Origin of the sequence: Micromonospora solifontis (genome assembly GCF_003725545.1) — a bacterium.
In the GTDB taxonomy this organism is placed as follows: domain Bacteria; phylum Actinomycetota; class Actinomycetes; order Mycobacteriales; family Micromonosporaceae; genus Micromonospora; species Micromonospora solifontis.
Window position 1 is genome coordinate 1 of record NZ_RJLN01000032.1, and the last position, 11765, is coordinate 11765.

7 protein-coding genes are annotated in these 11765 nt (G+C 74.2%); 2 read left to right on the top strand and 5 right to left on the bottom strand.

The window, feature by feature from the left end; genetic code table 11:
- Positions 1-396: 396 nt before the first annotated feature.
- Together EFE23_RS13530 and EFE23_RS13535 are read left to right on the top strand one after the other, a co-directional pair.
- On the top strand, positions 397-4419 hold the full coding sequence (locus EFE23_RS13530) for a non-ribosomal peptide synthetase (protein ID WP_123241268.1): 4023 nt from the start codon (positions 397-399) through the stop codon (positions 4417-4419).
- 174 nt (positions 4420-4593) lie between these two features.
- The gene (locus EFE23_RS13535; RefSeq protein WP_158675856.1) at positions 4594-5418 is read left to right on the top strand and encodes a PIN domain-containing protein; all 825 of its coding nucleotides are present in this window, start codon (positions 4594-4596) and stop codon (positions 5416-5418) included.
- Between the two features lie 766 nt (positions 5419-6184).
- Here EFE23_RS13535 and EFE23_RS13550 read toward each other — a convergent pair.
- From EFE23_RS13550 to EFE23_RS13570, 5 genes are all read right to left on the bottom strand, one after another.
- Positions 6185-6430, bottom strand: coding sequence for a hypothetical protein (locus tag EFE23_RS13550; protein ID WP_123241299.1), 246 nt, complete (start codon positions 6428-6430; stop codon positions 6185-6187).
- Positions 6431-6566: 136 nt separating this feature from the next.
- Positions 6567-7763, bottom strand: a complete 1197-nt coding sequence (locus EFE23_RS13555; protein WP_123241300.1) for a helix-turn-helix domain-containing protein — start codon at positions 7761-7763, stop codon at positions 6567-6569.
- Positions 7764-7966: 203 nt separating this feature from the next.
- On the bottom strand, positions 7967-8530 hold the full coding sequence (locus EFE23_RS13560; RefSeq protein WP_123241272.1) for a flavin reductase family protein: 564 nt from the start codon (positions 8528-8530) through the stop codon (positions 7967-7969).
- Between the two features lie 11 nt (positions 8531-8541).
- Entirely contained in the window at positions 8542-9351 is an 810-nt protein-coding gene (locus EFE23_RS13565; protein WP_123241273.1) for a thioesterase II family protein, read from the bottom strand.
- 4 nt (positions 9352-9355) lie between these two features.
- The gene (locus EFE23_RS13570; protein ID WP_123241301.1) at positions 9356-11761 is read right to left on the bottom strand and encodes a type I polyketide synthase; all 2406 of its coding nucleotides are present in this window, start codon (positions 11759-11761) and stop codon (positions 9356-9358) included.
- Positions 11762-11765 lie beyond the last annotated feature (4 nt).

An 11765-nucleotide genomic window follows, 5' to 3' on the forward strand; every position in this document is an offset into this window, starting at 1 on the left:
GGCGGAGGCGGTGAGAGTCATCGGCGTACGCTCCCTCGACGGTCGGGCGGTGAGCGCACGATAGGCAGCCCGGGAAGCCGGTCACAAGCGCCGAATCTGGGCAATCTGGGAGGTGCTCCGGCAGCGTCCCGGGTGGACAATCCGCCGCCCGCCACGCCCCGGCCCCGACCACCGCCCGGCGCCGCCTCCGCCGGGGCCGCTGCCGACGGTGGCGGCGCGCTGCAGGAACAGCAATCTGCGCGAAGACAGTACGCCCCGACAGGCGCACCCTCTAGGCGGACCCGGACCCGGTCCGGCGCCCCGCCACCCCCGCCGACCAGGCCGGATCCACCGGTCGCGCCCACCGGGCAGCACCCGGAGCACCCCTACCGACACCCGTACCCGCCGGAGGCCCCAGTGACGACGGACCCCGAGTCGCGGCGCACCTTCCCGCTGACCGACCTCCAGGCCGGCTACCTCGTCGGCAGCAGCCCGCTGATCGAACTCGGCGGCTTCCGGCCCACCATGTACGTCGAGCTGGACGTGGTCGGCTTCGACCCGGACCGGGCCCGGGCGGCCGTGGACCGGCTGATCGAGCGGCACGAGCACCTGCGTACGGAGATCCTCGCCGAGGGCGGCCAGCGGGTGCTGCCCGATGCCCGGGTGACACCCTTCCCGCTGGCGGTGACCGACCTGACCGGGCTGCCGCCCGCCGACCGGGAGGCGGCGCTGCGCGCGGTCCGGGAGCGGATCGCCGAGGCCGGGGTGGAGCCGACCGGGTGGCCGCTGTTCCAGGTGGTCGCCCAGCGGCTGCGCCGGCACCGGTGGCGGCTGCACCTGGCGATGAGCCTGCTGCTGCTCGACTCCACCAGCACCCGGCACCTGCTCGGCGAGTGGTGGCAGCTCTACCAGGACTCCGGCGTCGCGCTGCCGCCGGTGGCCCGCACCTTCGCCGAGAGCGTGCGGGACCTGGCGGCGTGGCGGGACACCGAGCCGTACCGGGCGCACTGGCGGTACTGGGAGCAGCGGCTGGACACGTTGCCGGAGGCGCCACAGCTGCCGCTGGCCCGCCCGCTGGCCGGCATCGACCCGGTCCGCCTGGTCCGCCGGGTCTGCCACCTCAGCCGGGCCGAGTGGGACGGGCTCTGCGCCGCCGCCCGGCGGCAACGGGTGCTGCCGCCGACCGCGCTGCTCCAGGTCTTCGCCGAGGTCCTCGGCAGCTGGGCCGCCCAGCCCCGGTTCTGCCTCAACGTGCTGCACCAGAACCTGCCCACCCTGCACCCCGAACTGGCCGGGGTGGTCGGCCAGCTCAGCGCCACCCTGCCCCTCGAGGTGGACCTGGGCGCGGGCGAGGACCTCTGGGACCGGGCCCGGCGGTCGCAGCGCCAGCTCTGGCGGGACATGGCGCACAGCGACGTCACCGCGGTCCAGGTCACCCGCGAGCTGGCGGCCCGGCGCGGCTGGACCAGCCGGGCGGCCCTGCCGTACGTCTTCAACAGCATGCTCGCCCCGCGCCGGCCGGCCGGCGCGGCGGTCGGGCGGCCGGTCTGCCGGCAGGTCGACAGCCACCTGCGCACCCCCCAGGTGCTGGTCGACAACCAGCTCCAGGACGCCCCGGACGGCGGCGTGGACTGCATCTGGGACGTGGTTGACGACGCCTTCCCCGCCGGGCTGCCGGAGGCGGCGTTCGAGGCGTACGAGCGGCTGCTGCGGTCGCTCGCCGGGGGCGGCGCGCCGGCGGATCCGGTGCCGCCCGCCCACCGGGCGGTGGTGGCCCGGGACAACGCGCCCGCCGGACCGCCGCCGGCCGGCCGGCTGGAGGACGGCTTCCTGCGCCGGGCCGCCGAACGGCCGGACCACCCGGCGGTGGTCACCGACGCCCGGACGCTCAGCTACGGCGAGCTGGCCTCGGGCTCGGCCGCGGTGGCGGCGGCGCTGCGCCGGCACGGCGTCGGCCCGGGTGACCTGGTGCCGGTGGTGATGGCCAAGGGCTGGGAGCAGGTGGTCGCCGTCCTCGGCGTGCTGCGGGCCGGCGCGGCGTACTGCCCGGTCGACGTGGCGCTGCCCGCGGAACGGATCGGCCACCTGCTCGATGAGTGCCCGGCCCGGGTGGCGCTGGTCCAGTCGCACCGGCCGGCCGACCTGGGTGGGCGTGCGGTGCCGGCGATCGAGGTGGACCGTCTCCCGCCCACCGCCGAGCCGGTCCCGCCGGTCGGGCCGGCCACCGACCTGGCGTACGTGATCTGGACGTCGGGCTCCACCGGCCGGCCGAAGGGGGTGGCGGTGGCGCACCGGGCCGCCCTCAACACGGTGGCGGACATCAACCGCCGCTTCGGGCTGGGTCCGGACGACCGGGTGTTCGGCATCTCCTCGCTCAGCTTCGACCTGTCCGTCTGGGACGTGTTCGGCACCCTGGCCGCGGGCGCGACCCTGGTGCTGCCCGCCGGCGGGAGCCGCCCCGACCCGGTCGGCTGGGCGGACACCGCCACCCGGCACGGGGCGACGGTGTGGAACTCGGTGCCCGCGCTCGCCCAGATGCTGGTCGAGGTGGTGGCCACCCGGCCGGCCGCCGACCGGCCTCCGGTCCGGGCGTTCCTGCTCAGCGGTGACTGGGTGCCCACCACCCTGCCGGACCGGCTCCGGGAGACCTGGCCGGGCACCCGGGTCACCGCGCTGGGCGGTGCCACCGAGGCGGCGATCTGGTCCAACAGCTACGAGGTCCGCGCGGTCGACCCGGCGTGGCGGAGCATCCCGTACGGCCGGCCGCTGCCGAACCAGACCATGCGGGTGCTCGACGACCGGCTGCGGCTGCGTCCACCGTGGGCGGTCGGTGGCATCCACATCGGTGGCGTGGGGCTGGCCGAGGGGTACTGGCGGGACCCGGAACGTACCGCCGAACGGTTCGTCACCGACCCGACCACCGGGGAACGCCTCTACCGCACCGGCGACCTGGGGCGGTACTGGCCGGACGGCACCATCGAGTTCCTCGGCCGGGAGGACCGGCAGGTCAAGGTGCAGGGGTTCCGGGTGGAACCGGGCGAGATCGAGGCGGTCGCCCGCACCCACCCCGGCGTGCGCGACTGCGCGGTCACCACCCAGCAGGTGCCGGGCGGGCAGCGCCGGCTGGTCGCCATCGTGGTGCCCGAGGAGGAGGCCATGCCGGACCCGGCGGCGCTCGCCGGGTACCTGCGGGAACGGCTGCCCGCGTACCTGGTGCCGGCGCGGATCCACCTGCTGGACCGGCTGCCGCTCAGCGGCAACGGCAAGGTGGACCTGGACCGGGCCCTCGCGGCCGCCGAGGCCGCCACGCGCGACGACACCCCCGCCACCGTGGATGGTGCCAGCCCGGTGGAGGAGCGGATCTGCCGGATCTGGACAGAGCTGCTGGAGGTGCCGGCGGTCCGGCCGGACGACGACTTCTTCGCCCTCGGCGGCAACTCGCTGCTCGCCCTGCGCCTGGTCCAGCGGCTCCGCGCCGACCTCGGCACGGAGGTGCCGTTCGGGCAGATCTTCGACGCCCCCACCGTACGCGGGCTGGCCGCCCGGCTCACCGCCGGCGACGGCGCCGTCCGGTGCGCCGTACCGCTGGCCGAGGGCGCCGGGCGGGCGTTGTTCCTGTGCCACCCGGTCGGCGGCTCGGTGGCCCGCTACGCCGTCCTGGCCCGCGCCTGGGACGGCCCGGTGTACGGCTTCCAGAGCCACGCCCTCGCCGGCGGCGACGTGGCTGGCCCGGCCGGCCTCGCGGACATGGCCGCCGGCTACCGGGCCGAGCTGCGCCGGCTGGCGCCGCACGGTCCGTACCTGCTCGCCGGCTGGTCGATGGGGGGCGTGCTGGCCCACGAGCTGGCCGCCCAGCTGCGCGACGAGGGCGAGGCGGCCCAGGTGGTGCTGATCGACAGCGACATCCACACCGTGCGGCTGCCGGCCGACGACCGGGACCGGCACCGCGAGTTCCTCACCGACCTGGCTGGCGGCCGGCTGCCGGCGCCGGTGGGCGCCGCGCTCGCCGCCGCGCCGGAGGCCGGGCTGGCCGGGGCGGCGCACGCCGCGGCCCGGGCGGCCGGCCTGATCCCGGCCGAGCTGGACGAGGCCGGGTACCGGCGGCTGGTGCGGGTGCACGGGGACAACCTCGCCGCGCTGGCCGCCCACCGGCCCGCCCCGGGGGTGGCGCCCGTGCTGCTGGTCGTGGCCGACCGGGTGGCGCGCCCGGACCCGGTGCCGGCCTGGCGCGCGATCTGCCCGGAGCTGACGGTGGAACGCTGGCCGGAGGACCACCACTCGATCGTGTCGGCGGTCTCCTCGATCCGGCTGGCCGAGCGCATCGCCCGCTTCGCCATTGATAGGGAGACGGCGGGGGCTGATGTAGCCGCCGGGACGGCGATGGCGGAAACGAAGGCGGCGGCCGGGGAGGCGCGAGATGCGCTCGGCGTAGCGCCCTGAGCGGGCGGAGTCCCCGACGGCTTAGGCCTGGCCGCCGTCGTGATGCACCGAGCCTCGCCGTGATGGCTGCATGCCACAGAGGAGTGACAGAATCTCTGGATGCCCGTTACGCCACTGCCTGGTACCGACCGCCGAAACCTGCGCGAAGTACTTCGGAATCTTCACACGGAAGCGATGAACATCCGTAGCCGTGGCGATCATGGAGGGCCCCCCATAGGCGCTTACTTCCGGTGGACAGACTCGGCCGTCAGCCAACTTACCGGCCAGATCGCTGAACGGGACATACATCGCCTCGTCCTCACACCACGCTACTGGGCTCTACTCGGATCACCTACCATCGGTACGCCCCAGTTCTACCAGGTTCTTGCCCGGGAGATCGACCAGCGAATCGCCGAATTCGAGGCAGCCCGAACAGAATTGGAGGCTCAAATTGCCCGCTGGACCGACCTCGCCACCTACGTCGTTCCGGACACGAGCTTCTTCTGTCAAGGCGAGAGGCTGTTCGACCAAGCCGATTACCACCACATCCTTGGCATCAACTGGAGGACCCCGATCCGGGCGCTGATCCCGATCGCGGTAGTGGATGAACTTGACGAGCTCAAGGAAGCCCGCACTGCCGTACGCCACCGAGCCCGCGTTTCTCTCGCCATCCTCGACCGTGTGGTTGCCGGATCCCCGCAGGATCCCCACGAGCTCCGGTCACCCGAGCTCCGCGAGCTCGCCGGTGGGGTTCAGGCCCCTACCGGAGATCTCACCATCGAGATCCTATTTGACCCTCCGGGACACGTACGCCTGCCGATCATTGATGACGAAATCATCGATCGTGCACTGTCCATCCAGCCACTCGCGGGACGCGAGGTTGCACTCCTTACTTGCGACACCAATCAATCATTCCGTGCTCGCTCTGTCGGGCTTCGAGCGGTGAAGGCTAGACGCAAAGACCAGGAGACGGAGCTTAAGGCAGCTTACGAAGCGGAGGAAACGACTTCGGGGAAGTAGTAGCCCGTCGGTGAGGGCGGCGCTACGTGGCCTCGGCAGTCAGTATGTGAGGTTGCCCCGAGCTCATCCGGCTTGCTTCGGCTCGTCTGTGCGCGGTCTGGCCGGCACTGTTGCTGCACTTCGCTGGACTGTTGGCGTCGGCTGGTCGGCTTCTCCAGTCCATCCGAGGAAGCGCCGGTGCAGCGTCCCGGCCGGCGCCCAGGTCAGATCCGCCGTGGCCCGGACCAGGTGCGCCCCCATGTACAGCGCCAGCGACACCGGCGCGTCCGCGAACTCCGCCCGCAACTCCCGCCGCCGAGTCGCACACGGCCACGGCGCGCCACAACCACCACAGCTCCAGATCGGCAACACCGGCCCGTGCGTGCTCACGCGCCACCTCCGAGCAGCGCCGCCGTCAGCGACCGCGCCTGCCGGCTGGTCGCCCACTCCACCTGCCAACACGGGTACGGAGCCAACCGCCCCCACCACACCCGGCACCCCACACACATCCCGTCAAGACCCCGCAGATGTACGCCAAGAATCTGCTGCTCCTGGTGCGTCACCGCTCATCCCCCCGCCGGCCAGTGCCCACGACCGATCGGAACCCGGTGCCGGACATGGCAGGGCAAGTCGGCTCCGCAGCGGCAGACCCGCCGCCACCGCCGCCAGGACCAGACCGGGCGGTGGCGGCGAGCCAGGGTCAGCGCGGCCGCGAGCAGATATTCCTCGTACAAGGCCCGCTGCCTGCCTTCGGTCGACGCACCACGAGCGCCGGCCACCATTCGGCTCACCGGTGGCCCCTCATCCCGTAGCCGGCGCGCTGGCCCAGCGTCGTCGGCACGGTGGGCACGATCTGCGTCGGCTGGCGATGCCACTCGGTGTCCCGCAACTGTCCGGCCTGGTCGAGCAGCCGTCGCCGCGCTTCTGCCTGTTCGCTCGCCTGGTACCGCTGCCCGGTGCCCGGTGGTGGTGGCGGCTCCGGTCGCCGGAACAGCCACCTCACCAGCTTGCGCAGTTCGGACCAGATCGCCACAGGTTCCGCCTCCACGTCGGGTGTCGGAAGGCGGCGAGGTCTCGTCAGGCCCTGACGAAGATCCGCCGCCGTCAGTGAGGTGGACGCTACGAGCGGTCACGGGCAGCGGCGGGGACAGTTTGTACCCGAGGGAGGGTTACCCCGTGACCCCGATCGCGAGAGCCAGCTCCCGCGCGTCCTCCCCGACCGTGCCCGGCCGGTTCGACAACTCCAGCGCGACCGTGCGGGCGAACGGCTGGTGCCGCACCGTGTCCACGCTCTCGCGCAGCGCCCGGCCCAGCAGGTGGATCGCCGCGACCTCGCCTCGGTCCAGCATGTGCGCCCGAGCGGCCTCGAGCAGGGCGGCAGCCCGACGGGTGTACGACGGCAGCGCCCGATAGTCCGCCGTATCAGCCCGCCGCACGGCCTCACCAGGACGACACAAGTCCGTCTCGATGGTGACCGCGTACGCCGCGCAGGCGGCCGGCCCGAACATCAGCCACGGGTGGGCGTACGTGGGGCCGAGCCGGCTCGCCGCCTCCTCGGCGGCGTCCCATGCCCGCCATGCCTTCCCGGCCCGACCGGCCTTGCTGTGCCCGAGCGCGATGCCGAGCTGCGCCTGCCCCCACCGCGCCAACTGCTCACCACCCGCAGCCGGGTCAACCAAGCCGGCAGTGTCAACGAGCACCTGCTCAGCGGCGTCGACCTGATTCGCACCCCGGTAGACGTGGGCGTAGTACCAGGCGGCCACAGCGATCGCAGCCGGATCGTCGGCGTTCTGGGCAGCGAGCATCGCCCGGTCGGCGGCGAGCCACACCAACTCCGGATACGGCTGGTGCGCCAGGTACAACTGCGTAAGGTGGTAGACCCGAGCCAACTCGACCAACGCCTGCCGGCGGGCCACGCCATCCAACCGGCGAGCGCTGCGTTGCGCCTCCGCCAGCAGCCCGGGAAGCACCGCGGCGACCGCCGTACGCTCGACGGTCGACCGATGCCACAGCGCCCACGCCTGATCGACCAAACCGCGCAACACCTCGACGGGTGCCGGCTCCCCGGGCGGTACCGCAGTGCGCTGCATCGCGGCGGCGACGGTGTCCACGTCGGGATGGCCGGCGCGGGTCACCGACGCCACCGGCAAGGACTGGTCGCCGGTCAGGTCCGCCAGGTCGGAGATATCGAGCACCTCAGCCAGGCGGAGCAGCATGGGCAGGCGAGGTGGGAGAAGACGGCCGCTCTCCAGGGCCTTGACCCACTCGGCGCTCCGGCCGACGAGTCCACCAAGAACCGGACGCGTTTTACCTGCACGTTCGCGGTGGGCACGGAGGCGGGCACCGAAGGTCGTGGGGTCGGTCATCGTCGTCTCCCAGGTAGCGGTCTGGGCGGCGGACCGCCGGCCGCTACTCCGGCGGGCCGCCACAGTCGACGGTACTCGCGCGGCAGCTCGACGCGCTCTCCCGCAGCGGAGTTGCGACAAAGTACCCCGGGAGGCCCGCCAGACCAGCAGCCAGAGGAACCGGGGTTGCTCGGCTCCCTCTGGGCCGACTGCCGAGGGGGCGGTTAGGACCAGTCGAAGGCCTGGGCGTCCGAGGAGAGGTAGCTGCCGTCGACCAGTTCCGGCCAGGTGGCGTAGCGGCGCAGGCCGTAGAGCAGGGGCCGCTGCGGGCGCAGCCGGGTGACCGCACGGACCCGGCCCATCACCACGGCGTGGTCGCCCACCACGCTGTCGTCGACCACCTCGCAGTCGGCGATGGTGTGCGCGGCGTCGAGCAGGTGCGGGCCGCCGGCCTCCGGGCCGACGGTCCACCGCACCCGCTCGAACCGGTCGGCCGCCCCGGAGGCGAACAACTCGGCGAAGACCCGGGCCTGGTCGTGCAGCAGGTTCACCGCGAAGGCCCGGGTCGCCGCGATCGCGTCCAGGGTGGGGCTGCCGCAGCGCAGGCAGACCAGCAGGATCGGCGGGTCGAGGGAGACGCTGCACAGCGACGTGCAGGTCATCCCCCACGGTCGGCCGTCGCCGTGCAGCGCCGTGGTCACCGTGACCCCGGACGGGAAGCTGGCCATCAGGGGTCGCATGTCGACCGCCGGGGTCTCCGTCGGTACGAGCTGGTCCTTGGTGTTCATCCGTGCGCTCCTCACACCGGGGGTGACGCGGCTCCGGCGGTGACCACGCCGGGCGTGGGCCGGGGCCGGGAGGTGGACCGGGTCGCGGCGCGGACCTCCGCCACCAGCGCGGCGGTGAAGGACCCGAACGCGGGACCGAGGAAGTGGAAGTGCCCGCCAGGGAAGAGTAGCCGCCGGAACGGTCCCGTGGTCTCCGCCGCCCAGGCCGCGATCGCCGCCGGCGGCGCCCAGTCGTCCTCGGTGCCGCCGAAGGCGGTCATCGGCACGGTCAGCGGCGGGCGCACGGCCGGCGGGGCGTACCCGGCCAGCGCCCCCAGATCGGCGCGGACCAGCCGGAGCAGCTGGGCGCGGAACTCGGGCACCTCGTGGATCCGGTCCGGCATGCCGCCCAGCGCGAACAGGTGGCGCAGCATCTCGTCGTCGGAGACGTCGTACGGCAGGGTCGCCTTCGGACCGCGGTAACCGGCGGCGGGGCGGCCGGAGACGCCGAGCCAGACCGGTTCGACGCCGTGCGCCCCGAGTGCCCGCGCGGTCTCCGCCGCGACCACCGCGCCCAGGCTGTGCCCGAACAGGGCCAACGGCGCGTCGGCCCAGTCGAGCAGGTCCTCGACCACCCGGGCGACCATGGCGGGGATGTCCCGCAGCGGCTCGTCGCGGTGGCGGCGGCCCCGACCCGGCAGGTCGGGCAGGAGCAGGTCCCACTCCGCCGGGATGCCCCGGCTGAGCGGGAAGTAGGCGCTGCCCGACCCGCCGGCGTGGTGGAACGCCACCAGGCGCAGGTCGGGGTCGGGCACCGGCCGCGGTCGGAGGAAGGCGGTCATCGGGTCACTCCCGTCCCCCGGCCGCGACCAGGCGGCCGGTGATGTGGTCGGCGATGGTCGCCAGCAGCGCGGCCAGCGGGCGCTCGATGGGCAGGTCCTCGGGGGTGAGCGCGATCTGGAAGCGTTCCTCGATCCGGGTCATGAACAGGGTGGAGACGAACGAGTCGCCGCCGGTCTCCAGGAAGGACCGGCTGGGGTCCAGCTCCTCCTCGGCGTGCAGCACGTCGCGCAGCTCGCTCATCAGGTACGCCTCGATGCCCGCCCGGTCGGTGGGCAGCGGTTCCCCGTTCCCGGCGTCGCCGGTCGCGGCCGCGGTTCCGGCCGCGCCGACCGGCTCGTCCACCCAGAACCGCCGGCGCCGGAACGGGTAGGTGGGCAGGTCGGGCAGGATCCGCGCACCGGCCGGGCGCAGCTCGTCGAAGCGGACGTCGAGCCCGGCCAGAAAGAGCGCGGCGAGCGCGTCCAGCAGCAGCCCCGGTGCCGCCTCGGGGACGGCGGTGACCAGTGGCACCACGTGTGCCGTACCGTCCTCGCCGCGCCACTCCAGGCGGGCCGCGTCGGCGGGCCGGCCGGGGTCGCGGCGGGACCGGACCCGGATCCCGAGCCGGCCGAGCAGCGCCACCCACCGGCCGGGCACCTCGCCGGTCGGCTCGGCCGGGACCAGCCGGGGCCAGCGGGCGCGGACCGCGTCCAAGGCGACCTCCAGCGCGCTGTGGTCGGCGGCGGCCCAGAGGGTGACCGGGCGCGGTCGCCCAACCGGGCCGGCCGGCTGCCGGGCCGCCGCCGCCAGCCGGACGGCGAGTTCGTCGGCGTTGCCGCCGACCACCGCCACCCGGTACCCGAAGGGCGCGCGGCCGGCGCGCAGGGTGTGACAGAGCGACGGCAGGTCGGCCGGGCCGGCGACGCGCAGCCGGGCCACCACGGCCGCGCCGAGGGTGGCCAGGCCCTGCGGGTCCCGGGCGGAGAGGGTGAGCAGCTCGGGACCGGCCGGCGTGGCCGGCAGGTCCCGCTCCGCCGGCCGGTACGCCTCGAGCACCACGTGCGCGTTGGTGCCGCTCATCCCGAACGAGTTCACCCCGGCCACCCGGCGGGGCAGTTCCGCCGGCCAGGGCGCGGTGCGCCGGGGCACGGTGAAGCTGAGCCGGTCCCACGGGATGTGCTCGTTGAGCGGGCCGTCGGCGTCGTCGGCCGCGGCCGGAATCTCGCCGTGCCGCAGCATGAGCACCGTCTTCATCAGCCCCGCCACGCCGGAGGCCGCCTCCAGGTGGTTGAGCCGGGACTTGACGCTGCCGATGCCGAGCGGCACCCCGCGCTCCCGGACCGCCGGGCCGAGGGCGGCGTCCAGGGCGCCCACCTCGACGGGGTCGCCGAGCAGCGTGCCGGTGCCGTGCGCCTCGACCCAGCCGACGTCGGTGGCGCCCACCCCGGCGTCGGCCAGGGCGGCCCGGACCACCTGCTCCTGGGCGAGGCCGCTGGGCACGGTCAGTCCGGAGGCGGCGCCGTCGTGGTTGACCGCGCTGCCCCGGACCACGGCCAGGATCGGCCGGCCCTCCCGTTCCGCCTCGTCGAGGCGCATCAGCACCAGCACGCCGACGCCCTCGCCCCGGCCGTACCCGTCGGCGGAGGCCAGGAAGGATTTGGACCGGCCGGTCGGGGAGAGCGCCCGGCTCTGGCACAGCGACACCATCAGGTTCGGTGACAGCAGCAGGTTCGAGCCGCAGACCAGCGCGTACCGGCACTCCCGCGCACGCAGCGCGCGGACCGCCAGGTGCATCGCCACCAGTGAGGAGGAACAGGCGGTGTCCACGCTGACCACCGGGCCGGCGAAGCCCATCACGTAGCTGATCCGGCCGGCGCCGAAACAGAGGCCGCCGCCGGTGGCGTAGTACGGGTCCAGCGGCGTCTTGTCCTCCCGCACGGCCAGCCGTTCGCCGTACTCGGAGGCCATCATGCCGAGGTAGACGCCGACGTCGAGCCGGTCGGTGCGGCGCACCGCCACCCCGGCCCGTTCCAGGGCCTCCCAGGCGGTCTCCAGCAGCAGCCGCTGCTGCGGGTCGAGCAGCTCGGCCTCCCGCTGCGAGATGCCGAAGAAGTCCGCGTCGAAGTGGCCGATGTCGCTGAGGAAGGCGGCCCGGTCCACGTAGGAGCGGCCGGGGCGGACCGGTCCCGGCTGGTACGCGGCCCGCAGCCCGGGCCGGTCCTCGGGGATGCCGGTGACCGCGTGCGTGTCGCCGCGCAGGAAGTCCCAGAACTGCTCCGGCGTGCGCAGGTTGCCGGGGAAGCGCAGGCCGAGCCCGACGACGGCGAGCGGCGGCCGCTGCTCCCGCTCCAGCTCGCGGATCCGGGCCTGCTGCCGGCGGGAGAGCCGGAGCTGGTCCTCCACGAGTCGGCGCAGCTCGGTGGCGTCCATGGTC

Excerpts from the sequence above, each read along its gene's own strand:
- EFE23_RS13535 (WP_158675856.1), top strand. The coding sequence starts at position 4,594 with ATGAACATCCGTAGCCGTGGCGATCATGGAGGGCCCCCCATAGGCGCT.
- EFE23_RS13555 (WP_123241300.1), bottom strand. The coding sequence starts at position 7,763 with ATGACCGACCCCACGACCTTCGGTGCCCGCCTCCGTGCCCACCGCGAA.
- EFE23_RS13560 (WP_123241272.1), bottom strand. The coding sequence starts at position 8,530 with ATGAACACCAAGGACCAGCTCGTACCGACGGAGACCCCGGCGGTCGAC.
- EFE23_RS13565 (WP_123241273.1), bottom strand. The coding sequence starts at position 9,351 with ATGACCGCCTTCCTCCGACCGCGGCCGGTGCCCGACCCCGACCTGCGC.
- EFE23_RS13570 (WP_123241301.1), bottom strand. The coding sequence starts at position 11,761 with ATGGACGCCACCGAGCTGCGCCGACTCGTGGAGGACCAGCTCCGGCTC.